The following is a 20,050-nucleotide window of genomic DNA, read 5'->3' on the forward strand; positions in this document are numbered from 1 at the left end:
TGCCCGAACGACCGAGCTACCACGACAGCTGCACCTGCAGCACGTCGCTATACATTCCTGCGGGCTGATCACCCGGTAACTGCACTTGTGCGTAAATAGGCAATCGGATGTTGTTCGCATCGCTATAGGCCACGGCCACGCTCTGACCGATGCCCAAGCTCTCACTGAAGGCCGCGTCACTGAATAACTGATAGGCCACACGGGCACTGCCGTCATCAAGCTGCAGGTGCCGCCCGTTGCTGTTGTACTGGCCGCCATCGACGCTCATGTTCAGGCTCACGCCCGGCGTGCATTGCAACTGCACGCCGTCGCTCAATTGCACCTGCACGGTATTGGCCGCCAGCGCCGATTGGGTGCCGAAATCGAGATTGCCGTAAGTGGAAACCCCGCCCATCACCAGGCATGCCGCCGTCACTGTCGCGCTGACCTGAAAACTCTGACTGGTTCCCGCCGCCAGCGGCAGAGGCAAACCAGTCGCGCCAATCAGGATCAGCGCGACAGGACTGCATTGCACTAGAAGGTCAATACAACGGCGACAGCGTCCGAGTAGACGCCTGCGGGCAGGCCGGCCTTGCCCACGGCCTTGCCGTAGATATTCACCGTCTGCGCCACCCCGGTACTTTCTGCGAGTGTGATCACCCCGTCGATCGCCAGGACCTGCGTACGACCGGTATCGGTGTACAAGTCGTAAGGCACGAAGTTGCCGCTGCCATCGGCCAGCGCCCGGGTGCCACCGACAGATCCGCCGTCATTGGCGCCAGCACCGACGGTGACGGTCGGTAAGGTGCCGCTGGAACAGAGAATCGACAGTGCGCCACCGCCGCCAGCGAGCACCGCCCCGTTCGCTGTGGTGAATAGACTGCCGGTGGTGCCGAAGTCCAGCACACCGAAGTCCACCCCGGTAGCCCCGCCGGGGGCACCGTTGATCTCACAGCTGCTGCTGAGCGTCATGCTGGTGGTGATCTGGCCGGCAGATGTGGCCGCCTGAGCATTGCTGGCCAGCGCCAGAACGAGCGCTGAAAATCCAATCCTTGATACGAGCTTATGCATGATGTCCATCCTCTGGGGTTTACCAATCCAGCGTGACCGTCAAGGTGTCGGTATAGACTCCTGCCGGAACCGCGCGGGTATTCGCGACCACCGAGCCAAATACCGGGATTGGTACCTGACCTCCATGGGTAACAGCGAAATTGCGTTGTTGACCGATGCTGTAGCTGTCGCTACCGGAAGCATCGAGGAACAATCGATAAGGGATGGTCTGGGTACCATTGCTCAGGCGCCGCGTGGTGCCGTCGCCATGAGTGCCGCCATCGATGGTCACGGTGAAACCGGTGACCGACGGGTTGCAGGAAACTTCCAGCGTGCCGTTGCCGGCATCACTCAGGTTGGCGTTAATCGGATTGGTCCAGGTCGGACCTTGCGAGCCGAAATCCAACAGACCGAAATCACCGACCGGACTGTCGGCGCTGTTGGTGTCATTGGTCACTGCACAACTGGCGATGATGGTCAGCCGCGCATCAATCTGACCGCTGATCGCCGCTTGCGCCTCCTCAGCCAGTAGTAAAACTGTGCCGAGGGTCATCACCACCCAACTCTTCATCGTCTTGCACCGATCCTAATTCCATCAGGATTCAAACATTAGCCGTCCGCTTGTGAACGACGGTCCTTGTGCTGCCCGAATCCATCGGGCAGGTGTCACTCAATGCCTTGCTACCAGCTCACGGTCACTTTCAAGAGATCGGAATAACGGCTGACGCGGGGGATCTCGGCCAGTCGTTCGATACGGGCATACAGAGGTAAATCCACCGTACCTGAATCCGGCACCCGCCCACTCAAGAGCACATTCACCGGCAGCGGAATCTGCCGTGCGGCGTCTTGATAGAGGCGATAAGGAATAGGTTTACTGTGCTCTGCGCTGCCCGCCAGATAGCGGACCTCGCCGACGCCGCCATGCAGGCCGCCGTCGACCTGTAATTGGTAAGGGGTATCGGGATTGCATTCCAGGCGGGGCACACGTGCATCAAGCAGTGCCGCACTCAATGGCCCTGACGGATCGTCCAGGCGGGCGGTGGTGCCGAAGTCGAGTACGCCCAATTGCTCGATACCTGCCTCACGCTGTTGGCCAACCAACTGGCAACCGCGCTGCACATTGACCCGGACTTCAACCTGAAGCTGCGCCGCCAACGCTGTCGCACTGAGCATCGTGCTCATGACTGCCAAAACCCCGAGCCCGTTCAAATTCCATTCCCTTTAAGGGGTTATTCGCAGGCTGAGGTTAGCACCCAAGGGGGAAACAACACGTCAAATCCGCACCTTTGCGACGAAGGGGCATATTTCGTCTGGATGAGGGTATCGGCCGGATTTTTGAAGGAAAGAACCGTGCTTGACCACGGTCTTCAAGGTCAAAAGGTGACGGTGGCTGTCATGGTGTCGGCATAGGTGCCCGGCGGACTAAGCTGCCCCGCCACCACCCGACCATAGACCGGGATGACCTGGACAGAGCCGCTGCCGGTTCCAGTGATGAGACCGGTGCCACCGGTGTCACCCCAATTGGTCGCCCGAGTGACGTCCGAGTACAGCGCATAGAACAGAATGCCTGCGGGAGTGCCGGACATTTGCCGCGCTGTCGCGGTGCCGCCGCTCGTCCCGGCACCGAGGCCGACACTATAGGCCGTCGTGTTGGTGCAATTGACCGAGAGGCTGGACTCGGCATCGGCTTGCACACCTGTATAGGCGCCGAAAGCCAAAGGAGAGGCAGTGATCCCGCAACCGGCCACAATGCTTGCGGAAACGGTGAAGGTTGCAGTGGAGGTAGCTGAAATGGCCGGAATGGGCAGCAGACCGAGCGAAAAAACACTGAGGATGCCGACACGGGCGAGAATGCCCCTATCGCGCTGCATCCGAGTCTTCTTGCCTGGCGGAGCGTCGTTACTAGCCCAATGGGGATGTGAGGAGGACTGCGTGCAATGCAAAAACGTCATGGCGATAACTCCCTGTTCTACTTGGCCTGAACTCTAAAGCGTAGTCCACATGGGAGCTTTACACGGATGTTTTCGTGACACAGGCGCGCCGCGTTCGCTGCGCTCGCAAGACGGCTGAATGTTAAAGGGTCACTGAGAGGGGATTTGCAGGCATAAAAAAACGCCAGACCGGATTGGCGTTGGCGTTTTCTGTAAAGACAATCATCCGGGACTCCCGCACTACCTGCCGGCGGAGCCATACTTGGATGAGTGTAAGGAATATGGCAGGGGCGGCTGGATTCGAACCAACGCATGGCAGGATCAAAACCTGCTGCCTTACCGCTTGGCGACGCCCCTGTATCTGTTGCTGCGAGCAACATCGAGATGCTGCGTCCTTGCGCTACAAGCCCCCTGTAAGGGCGTCTGCAAGAACGGGCGGCAATTTATCAACTTTCGCTTCGCCTGGGAAGGCCAACACAAAAATATATTTGTTTTAAAACAGATGCTTACTCTTGATCCTGGGAGGGTGCCATGGCAGCTGTTACCGATACACTGAAGCTGTTTCTCGCCGGCGATGTCATGACCGCCCGCGGCATCGACTCAATACTGCCGCATCCTGGCGATCCGCGTCTCTACGAAGACTGCGTCAAGAATGCCGGCGTTTACGTCCGGCTGGCAGAAAGACTCAATGGCCCGATTCCCCTCCCCGTCGACTTCACCTATGTCTGGGGCGCCGCGCTGGATGAGTTTGAACTTCGCCAGCCACACGCACGCATCATCAATCTGGAAACTGCGGTGTCCCGCCATGGACGACCGGAGCCAAAGGGCATCAATTACCGCATGAGCCCGGAGAACTTCCCGGCCATCAGCGCAGCCGGCATCGACTGCTGCGTGCTGGCCAACAACCATGTGCTGGACTGGGGAGCAACCGGCCTGACCGATACGCTGGATACCTTGTCGAGCAACGGCATGTGCAGCGCCGGCGCCGGCCACAACCGGCAATCTGCCGAAGCGCCCGCCGTGCTGCCGCAGCCTGGTGGGCAACGCTTGCTGGTGTTTGGCCTCGGTGCACCCGACAGCGGCATTGAGCCGGACTGGGCCGCCACGGATAAGCGCGCGGGCGTGGCGCGGCTGGAAGATCTATCGATGCACAGCCTGCGCCCTGTGGCCGAACGGATTATCGAGGGCAAACAACCGGGGGACTTGGTGGTCGTCTCCATTCATTGGGGTGGCAACTGGGGGTTCGATGTTCCGCGCGAGCAAGTCCGGTTCGCCCATGCCTTGATCGACGAGGCCGGAGTTGACGTGGTGCACGGGCATTCCTCGCACCACGTCAAGGGCATCGAGGTGTACCGCGAACGCCTGATTCTCTATGGCTGCGGTGATCTGCTGAACGATTACGAAGGCATCGGGGGCCACACAGACTTTCGCGGCGACTTGGGGCTTATGTACTTTGCCTCGCTGGACCCGGGCGGGCACCTGCAGTCGCTGGACCTGATCCCCACCCGCCTCCGTCGTTTTCGCATCTGTCGCGCCGAAGGGGATGACCGTCAATGGCTGCACGACACCCTTTTTCGCGAGTGCGCACGCTTGGGTAGCAGCATCCAGCCGGGCGCGAAAAATACCTTCGAGTTGCGTTGGTAGATGTCTCTGGACACCTGAAACCCCAGGCAACCTTACCAATGTCAGCCAGTTAAGCAATTTCAGCCGCGACGCAATCTATGTAGCAGCTGCCGAGCCCGCGAGGCTGCGTTCGGCTGCGTAGCAGTCGTGAGTCCGACAATGCTGTCTGCCTGACTCACCGCAATTTCTGATTTTACGACTGCTTCGCAGCCGAACGCAGCCTCGCGGGCTCGGCAGCTGCTACGGGTCACATTACGGGCACCGGGGAACCTTCCCGCTTTTTTTCATTTCTGCGCCGCTTTTGCGTTTTTGTGCGACAGATCCCACTCCCGGGACTCCCGTACCACGCCCTCGTGGTGTTAGCTTGGAAACGTTTCTGACTCATCGATCAGACATTTCCCACAAACTGCCTGCAAAGGAATGCCTCAACAATGGATTTATCACTCAAGCACCTGGCCGCGACAACCCTGATGCTGGCCAGCCTTTCGTCGTTCACCACGTCAGCGCACGCCAACATCACCCCGCAACAGAGCGCGGCCATCCTCAAGACTTTCAGTGACGCGTCGGTCACCGATTTCAGGCAGTTCCTGAGTCGCTTGGCCAAGAGCGACCTTGCCAAAACCAGCGATCTCGGCCCGGCAATCAGTGCCTTCCAGGGCAACAAGCCTCTTACCGCTGAACAGCAGAACGAAATCCATCGCTTGCTTGGCCTCTATGCGCGGGTGAAATACGGCAATGCGGCCACCGAGACCCTGCGCGAGCTGGTGGCAATCCCGACCTTCCGCGTGGACGGCGTTGCACAACACGACAATCCCGAATTCATCAAGATCGCCGACAAGCTCAAGGGCCTTGCCCAGGCCTTCAACCTGAACTTTCGCAACATCGACAACCGCGTCTATGAAATCTCCCTCGCCGGCACCGGCGACGAAGTCGTGGGCATTCACGCGCATGCCGATGTGGTGCCCGTGACGCCGGAGAATTGGGTTCTGAAAGATGGCACCCGACTCGATCCGTTCAAGGTCACCCTGGTCGGCGATCGCATGTATGGCCGGGGCACCGAGGATGACAAGAACGGCATCGTGGTGGCGCTCTACGCAATGAAGATCATCAAGGAAGAGAAGCTGCCGCTGGCGAGGAATTTCAAGCTGCTGGTAGACACCACCGAAGAAACCACCGGCGACGCCATCCCCTATTACTTCGCACACAACCCGACACCCAACTACAACCTGGCGCTGGATGGCGGCTACCCGGTGGTGATTGCCGAGAAAGGCTACGGCACCGTCATGGCCAGTTTTCCTCGGCGCGCCGCACAGGGCAAAGGCGCCGAAATCACCTCAATGACCGGCGGCCTGGCAACCAACCAGATTCCGTCGACTTCCGTCGCCACCTTGTTGAGCGACAAACCCGCCGAATTGGCCGCCAGCCTGCAGAAGGCAGGTAGCGATTATGCCAAGCGCAATGGCGGTGACTTCGAGGTGAGCGCCAAGGTCGTTGGCAAGGACGTCCAGCTGACCGTCACCGGCGTTTCTGCCCACTCCTCCGAGCCCGAGTCAGGCGTCAACCCGGTGGCAAGAATGCTGGACTTCATCAACAGCCTCGACGGGAAGGTCGCGCTCAAGCACAACCACATTACCGACGCCGCCCGCTATGCCGCCGACAACTGGGGGCTGGACTACCTGGGTAGCAAATTGGGGGTCGGCTTTTCCGATGACTTCATGGGACCGCTGACCGCATCCCTGACCTATGTCGGCATGGATGAAAAAGCCTTCAAGCTCGCGGTCAACCTGCGCGTGCCGAAGGGTAAATCCCCGGAAGTGCTCAAGACCGAAATCGCCGACAAGCTTGGCGCCTGGAGCAAGAAGACCCACATTGCGACGGCCTTCGACTATTCGATCGCCGAACCGATGCACCGCAACCCAGAAGGTGAATGGGTCAAGGCCCTGCTGGCTGTGGCAAGCGAAAACCTCGGCATGGAACACAAGTTCGGCACTTCTGCCGGCGCCACTTCGGTCCATGAGCTGCCCAATGGCGTGCAGTTCGGGCTGGCCAGGCCCGAGGTCAAGTACACCGGCCACAACGACAATGAGTTCAAGACCGTCGACCAGTTCCTGCTGGACTTGCAGATCGTGACCGAAATGTTCGGGCGCATCGGGCAGTTGCCGAAACTCTGATCCCCCCCTTACAGACCCGCTATTCTGGCGGGTCTGTCAGTCAGTCAAGACGTAATGTTATCCGTAGCAGCTGCCGAGGCCGCGAGGCTGCGTTAGGCTGCGAAGCAGTCGTAAAATCAGCAATTGCTGTGTGTCAGGCAGACCGTATCTGCCGGACTCACGACTGCTACGCAGCCGAACGCAGCCTCGCAGGCTCGGCAGCTGCTACATCGAGTGCGTCGCGGCTGAAATTGCCTGGAATTCAGTGGGATCAATTTATGTCGCTAAGTTTTCATAAGATGCACGCCAATGGCGATGACTTCGTCATTGTGGACTCGCGAAACTCGGCCAATCCAATCACAAGTGCCTTGGCTCAGCGATTGGGTGATTGGCACCGAGGAATCGGCTTCAATCAACTCGCGGTGATGCTCGATTGCGATGATGCGGTGGCGCGTTTGATGTTCTGGAATGCCGATGGCTCCACGCTGGATGCGTGTGGCAGCGCAACGCGGGGGGCCGCGGACAGGCTGATGCGCGAATCAAATACGACGTCGATAGCGCTGCGAACCAACCGTGGTCTACTCACGTGTGAGCGAACCTCAACCGGTACGATTTCCGTCAACATGGGGGAACCGCTTTTCGGCTGGTCGGATATTCCCCTGGCGCAGGAACTGGACACTGCTGTTTTGCCCCTTGCGGATGGCCCAGCAGCTTGCAGCATGGGCAATCCGCACTGCACTTATTTTGTCGATGATCTAACCGCCGTTGATATCGCGTCCCTCGGACCGACCATTGAAACCAACCCTCTATTCCCCCTCAAGACGAACGTGCATTTCGTCCAGATCATTAATCGAAAGCACATTCGGTTGCGCATTTGGGAGCGCGGGGGTGGTATTCCACTCGGTTCCGGCTCCTGCTCTTGTGGCGCCGCCGTTAACGGAATTCGTCGTGGCTTGTTAGACAATTCCGTTGAGGTTGAATGTGATGGCGGAAGCGTAACGGTTGAATGGGATGGCGTGGGACCGGTCTTTCTCATCGGGCCGGTAGAGACAACGTTTTCGGGAACTATTCACGATAGCTCCTTCAGGCTATGAATCGGCGGCCATCGCATAACTGACCTATTCTGAATCGACCGACAAAAGATCACCCTTTTGCGGTACCTGAACTCGTTACAGCAATGGAGGCTGAATGATGAAGGAGCATTCGATTGAGTTTCGCGCTGGAGAGGCGCCTACGCCGCACGCTTCGCCCCTCGCCATGACCCGTTCTACTAAATCTCCCACGCTCAATAGCCGCATCGAGCTTTATACCCAGGAAGCGATGGTCAATTGGCTAGGCCCGTTTCAGCTCATGCGCACGGGCTTGCAAACGGCTGCGGCCACTACGATGGGTGCCTTCGCCGACCCGCGCGAAATGCTGGCCGTGCTCAACCCTCGGGGCTCCAACCCGCCTATCCAGGTGGCTGGCGACGGTGATGTGTGGATCGACTATCTGGCCGATACCGGCGATGGCTGGGATTCGACCTATTCCATGGCACTGTGCGTCAGCCATGCTGTCGAGTTGCCGGAACACCAACTCAAGCTGCCCCGCGCCGATGTGCTGTTGCTCGGTGGCGATCAGGTCTATCCCACACCGGCCCAATCCGGCTACCGCACCCGCTTCCTGGATCCCTTCCGCGCCGCCTTTCCCGCGCCGGTGCCCAAGGTGCGCCCTGATGACCAGGAACAGCCCGTGCCGCAACCTGATGCACCGTGGCTGGTGGCGACGCCTGGCAACCACGATTGGTATGACGGTCTGCGCGGCTTCTCCCAACTGTTTTGCGAGCAGAAACCCATCGGTGGCTGGGAAACCCGCCAGCGCACCAGTTACTACGTGCTACAGCTGCCCAATGGCTGGTGGATCTGGGGCCTGGATTTGCAGTTGGAGTCCATGATCGACCGGCAGCAGAAGCAATACTTCGAAGAGATGCGCACCAGACTGCAACCAGGCGACCGCGTGATCCTCTGCACGCCCGAGCCAAGTTGGGTGGATGAGGCCGAACGGCTGGCACGCGAGGAGAGCAAGGCCTTGTCCTCGATCGAAACCCAGACGCCGCGCTTCCGCAGCCTGCGCGAGATCGAGCAGCTCTTGGGTGATCACCTCGCGGTGGTCCTGGCCGGAGACTCGCACCACTACGCGCGCTATCAGCCACAAGCTGGCACCCAGGCGCCGCAGCGCATCACCTGCGGAGGCGGTGGCGCCTTCTTGAATGCCACACATCAGCTTCCCGATCCGCCCAAGCCGATCACCGTTGGCGGTACCCGGCAGCACTACGAGCTGGCGGCGGCCTATCCGGACAAAAAGACCTCCGAGCAACTGCGTAATCGAGCATGGCGACTACCTACCCGCAATCTCTCGTTCTGCGGCATGCTTGCCATTTTGTACCTGCTGTTCGACTGGATGGTACAAAGCGCCAGCACCGTGCCCCACCCGGCACGAGGCAACCGCAGCCTGATGGACGTGTTGTCTGGTCTCCAAGCGTCTATTCCCAACATCAGCGAAGTTTGGCGACACCTGCTCCTGGTCCTGTCACACAGTCCTTCGTCGGTGATGTTCGCCGTGGTCATTGTGCTGGGTTGCGCAGTGTTCTCGGCCGCCGGGGTCAAGCGCACCCGAAAGCTCGCCTATGCCATTGGCGCGGTTCACGGGTTACTTCATCTGGGACTGGCGATCGGGCTGCTGTGGCTGATGGGCCGTGTCAACATCCACTACCTGCAGCTCGAGGTAGAAAACCTACACCAGGTTTTATTGTTCCTGGCGGAGACGCTGGTGCTCGGCGGCAGTTTGGGAGGCCTGTTGTTCGGTGCCTGGATGGTGATGGGCAACACCTTTTGGGGGCTACACAGCGAAGCGGTTTTTTCCTCGCAGTGCATCGCCGACCACAAATGCTTCCTGCGCATGCACTTCAAAGGCGACCAACTGACCCTTTACCCGCTAAAGCTGGAGAAGGTCTGCCGGCGCTGGTCCCTGGGATCAGGCGTCGCCCAACTGGCGAAGGTGCAGCGAACCTGGAGGTTGCGGGCCACGCCTGAAAGCACCGGCCCGCGCTTCGTGCCAGCCTCGGGTGCGCTCGAACTGCAACTGATCGAGCCGCCTATCGTGATTCAGCGTGGAAGAACCGCCCCGTAGGAGCCAGGCTTGCCGGCGAAGACGTCCTTAAAAACGCCTTCGCCGGCAAGCCTCAATGCCGGTCAGTTAAGCGAAATTTCTGTAGGAGCGAGGCTTGCCCGCGAAGAATGCACCGCGGTTTTTCAGGTATTACGCGTCATCGTTCTTCGCGGGCAAGCCTCGCTCCTACAGATTTCGCCTTAACTGACAGGCATTACGGCAAGCCTGGCTCCTACAGGTTCGGCCTGTCGCAGATGAAGCAAAATTCAGAACCAGGTTTCCATCTGTATGCCGTACTGCCATACACCGCCAGCGTTGAAGTCCGACTTGCCGAAGTTGTCTGTGGAACTGTACCTGTCCAGGTCCGAAGACCAGTTCATGAGACTTGCGAACACTCGCAATTCGGGGCGTGTGAGCAGGTCGCCAACGTCGGGTTTGAATGTCGGGGCGATCGTGAATTTCCAGAAGTTACCGTCGACCGCATTACGTTGCATATAGCCCTTGGGGTCGAGGTCCATGGTTTGCCAGCTCATCTCGTAAGCCATCTCGAAATTGCTGTTGATTTCATTGGCCAACCGCACGTTCAGGGTCATCCAGCGGTAGTCGTCACCCTTGACGTACCTGTCCTTGCTTTGTTCGGCCAACAAACTGGGGCCGATGCGCCAGCCGGGTGCAATGGGTGTCTCGCCGTAAAGCGCCAGACGCAGCGCGCGGGCGTCGTCGATCAGTTCGCCATCCGAGCCGACGTTCTTGACCTCTGCCCCCAGACCTTGCCCATAGAGCAGTGCCGTTTTGAAGAAGCCTTCCCTGCCGAAAAAATCTTTCTGGTGATTGGCCAGCATGCTGTGCAAGCCGGAATCCGCCGGCGTCAGGCCCGCTTCATTGGTGCGGGTGGCAAAGTCGTTTTTCTTTGAGCCAATGCCATTGAACATCCACTGCCACTGACCATTATCGAAGAACTGGTTGGAGGTCAGGATGTAGCTTTCCACATCGGCATTGACACCGCCCTCACTGAAATCCCCGTAGTTACGGCCGATCAAGGAGTAATGGGAGCGCCAATCCTTGTTCATCTGCACATCGTAGATTCCGCCCCCGGTGCCGGCCAGAAAGATGACGTCCGAGTCCAGCCAGTGGATATCGAAATTGTTCTTATCGAATCGCTTGCCTGCCCACAGGGTGGAATTTTCGAATACTGAATTGCCCTTAAAGGCGGCGAGATGATCGAGTTCGGTAAATACCTGACGTACGTTCAGGTTGCTCTCATCGGCCGTCCAGTCATTGGAACTCTCCACACCGTCGGCAATGGACACCGTGAATCTGGAACGGGTGCCGTTCTGCGCATAGAGCTCTTTCGACAGGTCTATGCGCATGTAAGTATCGTCTTCGTTACCCAGTCGCCCGACTGCCCCCCCGACTGAACCGGCAGGTGTTGTATAAGGACCGCCACGACCACCCCCCAACCCATCGTTGATCAGCAATCCGGAACGCGCGTAGCCCTTGAAGCTGAAGCCGTCAGTCAGCTGTCCGCTATTGTCCTGCTTTTCCATGCTTTGCTGACGGGCTTCGAGTTTTGCCAGTCGAGTGTCCAAAGTGGGTGCCGAAGTGGCTGCTGCCGTGGACGCCGCCGGCTGCAAGGCGGGAGTAGCCAGTTTGATTTGCTGCAATTCTCTGGCGAGTGCCTGGGTTTGCTGTTCAGCGGCGGCTGCACGTTTTTCCGCGGCGCTGGCACGGGCTTCAAACGCCGCCATGCGCTCTTCCAGAGTCGCGGCCTGGGAGGTCGCCGCCGAGGTGCCGAGCACGCCTGCGAGTAGCCAGCTTGATGCTTTCTGCATGGGGATTTCCTGTTTTGTTTTTATTGTTTTGTCCTGCGACCTGCCTTTTCTTTCGTCAGTTGTGATTTGCCAAAACCGACGAAAAAAAGGATGCCTCATCGCAAATACGCTGCTACATTTGGCGATGTTAACGTTAACTTTTCTAAAAACAAAAATAAAGAGGGCTTTATGAAACAGCTCAAATCGTTCCTTCCAGCAGCACTGCTTACCCTTTGTGCCGGGCTTCCATCCCTCTCGATCGCAGCTGATTTGACGATCTCCTGCGGTGCCGTGGGCGCGGAATTACAACTCTGCAAGGAGGCTGTCGAGGCGTGGTCAAAACAGACCGGCAACAACGTCGAAGTGGTTTCCACGCCTAACTCGGCGACCGAAAGGTTGTCGTTCTACCAACAGATCCTCAGTGCGCAGTCCAGCGACATCGACATCATTCAAATCGACATGGTGTGGCCGGGGATGCTGGCCAAACACCTGATGGATCTGCGCGAGGTGCTTCCCGCCAACGCGACCCAGGGCTACTTCCAGGCACAGGTGGATAACGCCACCGTGAACGGACGGCTGGTGACGATGCCGTGGTTCACCGACTCGGGTCTGCTGTATTACCGCAAGGACTTGCTCGAGAAGTACAACCAGCCGGTTCCCCGGACCTGGGAAGAAATGACCGCGACCGCCAGAAATATTCAACAGGCCGAGCGCACTGCCGGGAACCCCAACGCGTGGGGTTACATCTTTCAGGGCCGTGCCTACGAGGGTCTGACGTGCAATGCGCTGGAGTGGATCAGCAGCCAACCGGAAGGCGGACTGGTCAATTCACGAGGCGACATCGTAGTCAACAATCAGGCCTCAAGAACGGCTTTGACCCTGGCGAAAAGCTGGGTCGGAGACATCTCCCCGCGGGGCGTGCTCAATTACACCGAGGAAGAAGGCCGTGGCGTATTCCAGTCGGGAAATGCGCTGTTCATGCGTAACTGGCCGTATGTCTGGGCCCTGGTTCAAAGCCAGGACAGTGCGGTAAAAGACAAGGTCGGGGTCGCTCCCCTGCCCCGCGGCGGCGAGGCTGGCACCCATGCATCCACCCTCGGTGGCTGGGGTCTGGCGGTTTCGCGTTACAGCGCCCATCCAAAACTTGCCGCAGAACTGGTGAGCTACCTGACCAGTGCCCAAGAGCAAAAACGCCGTGCCCTGATAGGCGCCTATAACCCGGTTATCGAGTTGTTGTATCAAGACCCGGAATTGCTCGCGGCCATGCCTTATTACGCTCAGCTGCACAGCATTCTCAACGATGGGGTGATGCGCCCCGCCTCCATCACTGCCGATCGTTATCCACGGGTCTCCAATGCGTTCTTCGATCGAGTGCATGGCGTGCTGGCGGGCGAGTTGCCTGTCGATCAGGCGCTGGCCGAACTGGAAAGCGAACTCACGCGCATCAAACGCCGGAACTGGTAAGCCACAAGGAAGGAAATCACCATGTCTGTCTCTACTACCCATGCCCCCGGTGAGGAGCTGCTGCTCACCCGGGAAACGCCCGTGCAACGTCGCCGCGTGCGCGCTGCCTGGCTGTTTCTGACGCCGATGTTGCTGTGCCTGGCCCTGGTGGCGGCCTGGCCGCTACTGCGCACATTCTGGTTCAGCCTGACCGACGCCAACCTGGCGGACACCGGTGGCGGAACCTTCATTGGCTTGAGCAATTATCTGTTCCACAACGGTTCCAGCTGGTCGGGCATCCTGGTCGATCCGCAATGGTGGAACGCGGTGCGCAACACCTTGCATTTCACCGTGGTGTCGGTGGGGTTGGAGGTCGTACTGGGACTGCTGGTGGCGTTGCTGCTGAACATCAAATTCACCGGCCGTTCACTGGTGCGCGCGTTGATTCTGATTCCCTGGGCGATTCCTACGATTGTCTCGGCAAAGATCTGGTCATGGATGCTTAACGACCAGTTCGGCATCATCAATCACCTGATGCTGAGCGTCGGCCTGATTGACGCGCCCCTGGCCTGGACGGCCGATGCGGACCTGTCGATGTGGGCGGTGATCATCGTCGACGTCTGGAAGACCGTCCCGTTTGTCACGCTGCTGATGCTCGCTGCCTTGCAGATGTTGCCGAGCGATTGCTACGAAGCCGCCAGGGTCGATGGCATTCATCCGCTGAAGGTGTTCTGGCGTGTCACGCTTCCCCTGCTGATGCCCGCCTTGCTGGTGGCAGCGATCTTTCGCATCCTCGACTCGCTGCGGGTATTCGACGTGATCTATGTGCTGACCTCAAATTCGTCGAGCACCATGAGCATGTCGGTGTATGCCCGCCAGCATCTGGTGGAGTTCCAGGACGTTGGTTACGGCAGCGCGGCTTCGACCCTGCTGTTTCTGGTGGTGGCGGTCATCGCCATGCTTTATCTCTACCTCGGACGCCGTCAACTGGAGGTCCGGTCATGAACCTGCGCCTACTGAAAAAAGCGCTGTTGCGCCTCGGGTTCTGGTGTCTGATCGGGGTGTTGCTGCTGTATGCGGTGTTCCCTTTCTACTACGCCATCGTCACGTCACTGAAGCCGTCCAGCGCCTTGTTCGAGGTGAGTTACTGGATCGCTAACCCCGACTTCTCCAACTACGCAGCGGTGCTCAGTCAAGCTTCATTCCTGCGGGCGATCGGCAATTCGCTGGTGGTTGCGCTGTGCGTGGTGACGCTGGCGCTGTTCCTCAGCCTGACCGCCGCCTATGCCTTGGGCCGGGTGAAGTTTCGTGGGCGTGGCACAGTCTTGATGATGGTCCTTGGCGTGTCGATGTTTCCCCAAGTCGCGGTGCTGTCGGGGCTGTTCGAAGTGATCCGCGCGCTGGGTCTGTACAACACGTCCTGGGCGTTGATCCTGAGCTACACGATTTTCACCCTGCCCTTCACCGTCTGGGTGCTGACCACATTCATGGGGCAACTGCCCCATGAACTGGAAGAAGCGGCAATCATGGATGGCGCCTCGCCTTGGGTCACGCTGACCCGCGTGCTGTTGCCGCTGCTCTGGCCCGCCCTGGTCACCACTGGCTTATTAGCTTTCATCGCGGCGTGGAACGAGTTCCTGTTTGCCCTGACCTTCACCCTCACCGACACACAACGCACGGTGCCGGTCGCCATCGCCTTGATTTCCGGCGGCAGCCCCCATGAGTTGCCGTGGGGGTTGTTGATGGCCGCCTCGGTGGTGGTCACCGTCCCACTGGTGATTCTGGTGCTGATCTTCCAGCGCCGAATCGTTTCCGGTCTCACTGCCGGCGCGTTAAAGGGTTGATGCCCAACAAAGACAAGGAACAGCATCGTGATCAAATTGAAACTGGACAACGTGAATAAACAATTGGGCGGCGCGCGGATTCTTCGTGACGTCAGCCTGGAAATCGCGGCAGGTGAATTCGTCGTGTTCGTCGGCCCTTCGGGCTGCGGAAAATCGACCCTGCTGCGACTGATCGCCGGCCTGGATTCGATCTGCGGCGGCGACCTGCTGATCGACGGGCGTCGGGTCAACGATCTGGAGCCGCGCGAGCGTGGCGTCGGCATGGTGTTTCAGTCTTATGCGCTGTACCCGCACATGAGCGTCTACGACAACATCAGTTTTGGTCTCAAACTGGCCAAGACGGAAAAGACCAGCCTGCGCGAGCGCGTGCTGAAAACGGCGCAAATCCTGCAATTGGACAAACTGCTGCAACGCAAGCCAAAGGAACTGTCTGGAGGGCAGCGTCAGCGTGTGGCAATGGGCAGAGCCATGGCGCGGGAACCGGACATTTTGTTGTTCGATGAACCGCTGTCCAACCTGGATGCGTCCTTGCGGGTGCAGATGCGCAACGAAATCGCCCGGCTGCATGATCGGCTGGGCTCGACCATGATCTACGTCACTCACGATCAGGTTGAAGCGATGACCCTGGCCGACAAAATTGTCGTGCTCAATGGCGGTCGCGTCGAACAGGTCGGCTCACCGCGCGAACTCTATGAACGCCCTGCCAGCCGTTTTGTCGCCGGTTTTCTCGGTTCGCCCAGAATGAATTTTCTGCCAGTGCGCCTGCAGACGCCTGGTGAAACCAGCCTGGTCAATACCCTCGTCTGGGGTATCACCGCCCTGCCATTCGACAGTACGAACCTGGCGGCAGGCACTCACCTGAGCCTGGGGATTCGCCCGGAGCACCTGTCGCTCAAGGCGGCGGAGGGAACCGCCGGCGTCGTCGTGACTGCGGTCGAATACCTGGGCAGCGAAACCTATGTGCACCTCGATACACGTCTGGAAGAACCACTGATCTGTCGTTGCGAAGTCAGCGCCGGCTGGAAGGCGGGCGATCGGGTTGAGCTGCTGCCGGACATCGACAACCTGCACCTGTTCGCCGCCGACGGCACGGCCTTGAAGCGCCACCCACACGCCATTGAAACCCTGCCCGATGGCGTCCTTCTGAGCCCGGCACGAGCAAGCGCCCTATGACTGTGTCTTTGAATTCCATGAGTGATCCCATGTCCGCTGCCCTTGAGATTGCGCAGCATGCGCTGAGCGATGGTGTGTCTCGCGTCATCGATGATTATCGGCCCGGTTATCATCTTGCCCCTCCCGCGGGCTGGATGAACGACCCTAATGGGGTGGTGTACTTTCGTGGCGAATACCACGTGTTCTATCAACACCACCCCTTCGACGCAAAATGGGGTCCGATGTATTGGGGGCATGCCAAGAGTGCCGATCTGGTTCATTGGCAGCATCTGCCCATTGCGCTCGCACCCGGCGATGATTTCGACCGCGACGGTTGTTTTTCCGGTAGCGCGGTGGTGTGTGGAGACACCTTGGCATTGATCTACACCGGGCACACTTGGCTGGGGGACGTGGGTGACGAGCGCTCGATCCGTCAAGTCCAGTGCCTGGCCACCAGCACCGATGGTATCCGCTTCGTCAAGCATGGCGCCGTCATCGACACCGCGCCGCAAGACACGATCATGCACTTTCGTGACCCCAAGGTATGGCAGGAGGACGACGGCTGGTACCTGATTGCCGGCGCACGTCTGGGTGATGTGCCGTTGCTGCCGCTGTACCGTTCCGCAGATCTGCATAGCTGGGAATTCCTCGACTATGTGTCCAGCGGCAGCGCGGGCGATGGCTATATGTGGGAGTGCCCGGATCTGTTCCGACTGAACGGGCGCGATGTGCTGCTGTACTCTCCTCAGGGCATGCAACCTCAACGTTACGATCGGCTCAACAAGTACCACACCGGTTATCGAGTGGGCCGACTCGACAGCGAATGGCACTTCACTGGCGGGCCTTTTATCGAGCTGGATAACGGCCACGACTTCTACGCCGCGCAAACGCTCGTGGCCGCCGATGGCCGGCGTCTGGTGTGGGCGTGGCTCGACATGTGGGAAAGCCCGATGCCCAGCCAGGCTCATCACTGGTGCGGCATGCTCGGCTTGCCGCGCGAACTTGAACTGCGTGCAGATCGCCTTTGCGTGTATCCGGCACGGGAACTCACCGCACTGCGCAAGGCGCCATTGCCGGGCACGCCTTGGTGGGATGAATCGGGAACCCGGTGGGTGCCGGAAGTGAATGGCGACATGCTCGAAATCCATGTGCATCTGGATTTGCGCGGCTGCAGCGACGGCCACCTCGGAATCGCCTTGCGTTGCAGCGACGATGGCCACGAAGAAACCCTGCTCTACTACGATGCGTCGCTGCAGCGATTGGTGCTTGATCGCAGCCGCTCGGGCGCGCAAGTCACCGGTCAGCGCAGCGTGGCGATAGACCCGACACAGGAGCGACTGGAACTGCGCGTGTTTCTCGATCGTTCGTCCATCGAGGTGTTCGACGAAAACGGGCGCTTCAGCCTCAGCAGTCGCCTCTATCCGCGGCCCGACAGTCTGGGGGTCAAGCTGCTGGCAAGCGGGAGTGGCGGGCGTGTCTCGATTCCCAAGGCATGGCCTCTCGGCTCTGGATGGCTGTGAGCAGCGTCATTCGTGTCGCGAGAAGCCCGGGCGCTGTGTCATGATCCTGCGTCAACCTGACCGGCCTCGCCTCGCATGACTTCAGTGAAAGACGTTGCACAGCTGGCCGGCGTGTCCCTGATGACGGTTTCCCGAGCGCTCAATAATCCGGAAAAACTGAGCCCCGAAACCCTTCAGCGGGTGCGTCGCGCCATTGACGAACTGCAATTCGTACCGAGCCTGTCGGCGCGCAAGATGCGCGGCGACAACCTCCAGTCGCGAACCATCGGGGTGTTCGCGCTGGACACCGCGACCACACCGTTCGCGGTCGAGCTGCTGCTGTCCATCGAACAGACCGCGCAACAGGCGGGCTGGAATGTGTTCATCCTTAACCTGTTGAGCAACCCGCCTACCGACCAGAACATCGACCTGATGTTGTCGCACCGTCCCGACGGGTTGATCTTCAGCGCCATGGGGTTTCGCCAGGTGAGCATTCCCGAGCGCTTGAAGAGCAAACCCCTGGTACTCGCCAATTGCCTGGCCGATGACAGTGACCTGGTCAGTTATGTGCCGGACGACGAAATGGGGCAGTATCGAGCCGTACATCACGCGTTGAGCCAAGGCTATCGGCGCCCGCTGTGCATCAATCTGCCCAAACAGAGTCTGGCCTGGGGCTTGCGACAAAAAGGCCTGCAGCGTGCCTGTCAGGCATTCGGCCTGGCGCCTGACGCACTCTTGCAATACGACCTTTCCGATCATGACGCCTATGGTGAAACCGCAGCCATCCTCGACCGGCACATCATCGAAGGCCGCCCTCAATTCGATATTCTGATCTGTGGCAACGACCGCATTGCCTTTTGTGCCTATCAGCTGTTGTTGGGCCGTGGCCTGAAGATTCCCGCCGATGTCGCCGTGCTCGGCTATGACAACATGATCGGCATCGCCGAACTGTTCATCCCGCCACTGACCACGGTGCAACTGCCGTACTACGAGATCGGTCGCAACGCGGCCCGGCACTTGATCGAGGCCCTGGAGGTCTCGGGCGCCCACCCGGTTGATTGTCCATTGGTGGTCAGAACGTCGTTATGAGCCATCAAAACCCTTTACCGAGGGGCAAGCTCTCGGTAAAGGGTTAAGTGATTTACTTGGGTGGAACGAAGTTATCCAGCATTCGATTCACCGCCAGTTCAGCCAGCATGATGACTTGCTGAAGCGCCAGCAGGGTATGGCGCTGGGTGCCCTCCACCAATGCAGCGATGTCGCTGGCCATGACACTGGCTGAGGCCAAGTTCTCACACGTTTGAACCAGCAAGGTTTCATGGCCGACATCCGGCGCAACCATGTACATGGTGCTGGGTTTGCGGGGGGTGTTGTTCATGATCGCTGCCGGGTTGAGGTAGAAATTGAGGGCGCGTTCGGCGGCTTCGTTGAGTTTCTTTGAGTCGAGGGATTCGTACGGGGATGCCGGATCGGTGTCCGGTGGGTTGGGCGTAACTTTGAACATAGTAGAAACTCCGATGCTTTTTAAAAGGAGCCAACACCATCTCGCTACCAAACGGAGGGTGGCGGCCATACGAAGGTTGGTAGACCGGGCATCGGAACCGGCGCTCCCGAAGGAGCCCTGCGCATGGCCACCATAAAACGCGCAGCCCTAAGAAAGGACCGCCGAAGGTGACGCTATGCGTCGATGCTGAGGGTCTACCAAACCCGATCGCTGCTATTCAGCGACAGGGAAACGATAGAGCTCAAGCCATCGGCGGACAAGCCGGCGGATTCTGTCTTAACCGTAGGTAACGGCGCAAGGTCTTGTAGCCTTCGGGACGTAACACTGAGTGTCGTTAAACACGCATCGTTAAACGCGTGAAAGCTTTCAAAAAAATCGAGGAAACGTCCGACATTCCTAGATTGTGTTGCGGCGCGTCTCCTCCTCCCAAGCATGGGTATCTACACATCTCTTGAGTTACAGAGATCCACTGCCCAGGGCTTGGTGTTTTGGAGTACATATCCATTTTTCCGGTCACGTCTGGCGGTTATCGGCCCTTGTAGGAGCGAGGCTTGCCCGCGAAGGCGGCCTGATAGCCGACCGGGACTTTTGATCGTGTACATATCCGTTTCTGCGGTCACGGCCGCTGGCGGTTTCGCTTTTACAGCGAGTCACTTTCGAAAAGCCTGCGCGGCCCGGCGGAAAGTAACCAAAGCGCTTTTGCCCCGCCATTCGGCCTCTGGGAAAGGGGCAACAGATCACGATCAAGATCAAAAGCCAGAGCCAAAGCAACGGCAAGATCAACAGCTTCGCGAGCAGACTCGCTCCCACAGTTGGGCTGGGTACATCCCCGGGAAGATTGGTCGGCTGACAGGCCGCTTTCGCAGGCAAGCCAGCTCCCACAGTTGGAGTGGGTACATCCGGGGAAGATGGGTCGG

The 20,050-nt window shown here is 59.1% G+C and carries 17 protein-coding genes and 1 tRNA gene; 10 read left to right on the plus strand and 8 right to left on the minus strand.

Annotated features, from left to right (window positions below; genetic code table 11):
- Positions 1-16: 16 nt before the first annotated feature.
- The 6 genes from NHU87_RS18465 to NHU87_RS18490 all read right to left on the minus strand — a co-directional run bounded on the left by NHU87_RS18465 (position 17) and on the right by NHU87_RS18490 (position 3,317).
- Positions 17-514: a Csu type fimbrial protein gene (locus tag NHU87_RS18465; RefSeq protein WP_253551434.1), complete on the minus strand. Its 498-nt coding sequence runs from the start codon at positions 512-514 to the stop codon at positions 17-19.
- Positions 514-1,050: a Csu type fimbrial protein gene (locus NHU87_RS18470; protein ID WP_253551435.1), complete on the minus strand. Its 537-nt coding sequence runs from the start codon at positions 1,048-1,050 to the stop codon at positions 514-516. The genes NHU87_RS18465 and NHU87_RS18470 overlap by 1 nt, the downstream gene beginning before the upstream one ends.
- A gap of 19 nt (positions 1,051-1,069) precedes the next feature.
- On the minus strand, positions 1,070-1,600 hold the full coding sequence (locus NHU87_RS18475; RefSeq protein ID WP_253551436.1) for a Csu type fimbrial protein: 531 nt from the start codon (positions 1,598-1,600) through the stop codon (positions 1,070-1,072).
- Between the two features lie 110 nt (positions 1,601-1,710).
- Positions 1,711-2,211, minus strand: coding sequence for a Csu type fimbrial protein (locus NHU87_RS18480; RefSeq protein WP_253551437.1), 501 nt, complete (start codon positions 2,209-2,211; stop codon positions 1,711-1,713).
- A gap of 191 nt (positions 2,212-2,402) precedes the next feature.
- Complete coding sequence (locus NHU87_RS18485; RefSeq protein ID WP_253551438.1) at positions 2,403-2,900, minus strand: Csu type fimbrial protein; 498 nt, start codon at positions 2,898-2,900, stop codon at positions 2,403-2,405.
- A gap of 342 nt (positions 2,901-3,242) precedes the next feature.
- A tRNA-Gln gene (locus tag NHU87_RS18490) sits at positions 3,243-3,317 on the minus strand.
- A gap of 174 nt (positions 3,318-3,491) precedes the next feature.
- Between NHU87_RS18490 and NHU87_RS18495 the strand changes: the two genes are divergently transcribed.
- The 4 genes from NHU87_RS18495 (at position 3,492) to NHU87_RS18510 (ending at position 9,901) form a co-directional block, all read left to right on the plus strand.
- Positions 3,492-4,604, plus strand: coding sequence for a CapA family protein (locus tag NHU87_RS18495; protein ID WP_253551439.1), 1,113 nt, complete (start codon positions 3,492-3,494; stop codon positions 4,602-4,604).
- A 410-nt stretch (positions 4,605-5,014) separates the two neighbouring features.
- Positions 5,015-6,754 (plus strand): dipeptidase, encoded by a 1,740-nt coding sequence (locus NHU87_RS18500; protein ID WP_253551440.1) that lies wholly within the window; start codon positions 5,015-5,017, stop codon positions 6,752-6,754.
- Positions 6,755-7,011: 257 nt separating this feature from the next.
- On the plus strand, positions 7,012-7,827 hold the full coding sequence (gene dapF / locus NHU87_RS18505; protein ID WP_253551441.1) for a diaminopimelate epimerase: 816 nt from the start codon (positions 7,012-7,014) through the stop codon (positions 7,825-7,827).
- 97 nt (positions 7,828-7,924) lie between these two features.
- Positions 7,925-9,901, plus strand: coding sequence for a metallophosphoesterase (locus NHU87_RS18510; RefSeq protein WP_253551454.1), 1,977 nt, complete (start codon positions 7,925-7,927; stop codon positions 9,899-9,901).
- A gap of 245 nt (positions 9,902-10,146) precedes the next feature.
- Here NHU87_RS18510 and NHU87_RS18515 read toward each other — a convergent pair whose 3' ends face one another.
- Positions 10,147-11,712 carry a carbohydrate porin gene (locus NHU87_RS18515; RefSeq protein WP_253551442.1) on the minus strand — a complete coding sequence of 522 codons (1,566 nt, stop codon included), beginning with the start codon at positions 11,710-11,712 and terminating at the stop codon, positions 10,147-10,149.
- Between the two features lie 168 nt (positions 11,713-11,880).
- Between NHU87_RS18515 and NHU87_RS18520 the strand changes: the two genes are divergently transcribed.
- From NHU87_RS18520 to NHU87_RS18545, 6 genes are all read left to right on the plus strand, one after another.
- On the plus strand, positions 11,881-13,155 hold the full coding sequence (locus NHU87_RS18520; RefSeq protein ID WP_253551443.1) for an ABC transporter substrate-binding protein: 1,275 nt from the start codon (positions 11,881-11,883) through the stop codon (positions 13,153-13,155).
- A 21-nt stretch (positions 13,156-13,176) separates the two neighbouring features.
- Positions 13,177-14,139, plus strand: a complete 963-nt coding sequence (locus tag NHU87_RS18525) for a carbohydrate ABC transporter permease (RefSeq protein WP_253551444.1) — start codon at positions 13,177-13,179, stop codon at positions 14,137-14,139.
- Entirely contained in the window at positions 14,136-14,978 is an 843-nt protein-coding gene (locus NHU87_RS18530) for a carbohydrate ABC transporter permease (RefSeq protein WP_253551445.1), read from the plus strand. The genes NHU87_RS18525 and NHU87_RS18530 overlap by 4 nt, the downstream gene beginning before the upstream one ends.
- A gap of 27 nt (positions 14,979-15,005) precedes the next feature.
- Positions 15,006-16,151 carry an ABC transporter ATP-binding protein gene (locus NHU87_RS18535; protein WP_253551446.1) on the plus strand — a complete coding sequence of 382 codons (1,146 nt, stop codon included), beginning with the start codon at positions 15,006-15,008 and terminating at the stop codon, positions 16,149-16,151.
- Positions 16,148-17,650: a glycoside hydrolase family 32 protein gene (locus NHU87_RS18540; RefSeq protein ID WP_253551447.1), complete on the plus strand. Its 1,503-nt coding sequence runs from the start codon at positions 16,148-16,150 to the stop codon at positions 17,648-17,650. The genes NHU87_RS18535 and NHU87_RS18540 overlap by 4 nt, the downstream gene beginning before the upstream one ends.
- Positions 17,651-17,725: 75 nt before the next feature.
- Entirely contained in the window at positions 17,726-18,718 is a 993-nt protein-coding gene (locus tag NHU87_RS18545) for a LacI family DNA-binding transcriptional regulator (protein ID WP_253551448.1), read from the plus strand.
- Positions 18,719-18,770: 52 nt separating this feature from the next.
- Here NHU87_RS18545 and NHU87_RS18550 read toward each other — a convergent pair whose 3' ends face one another.
- Entirely contained in the window at positions 18,771-19,133 is a 363-nt protein-coding gene (locus NHU87_RS18550; protein WP_253551449.1) for a DUF6124 family protein, read from the minus strand.
- Between the last annotated feature and the right edge of the window lie 917 nt (positions 19,134-20,050).

Source organism: Pseudomonas mandelii (assembly GCF_024138395.1).
Lineage (GTDB): Bacteria > Pseudomonadota > Gammaproteobacteria > Pseudomonadales > Pseudomonadaceae > Aquipseudomonas > Aquipseudomonas mandelii_E.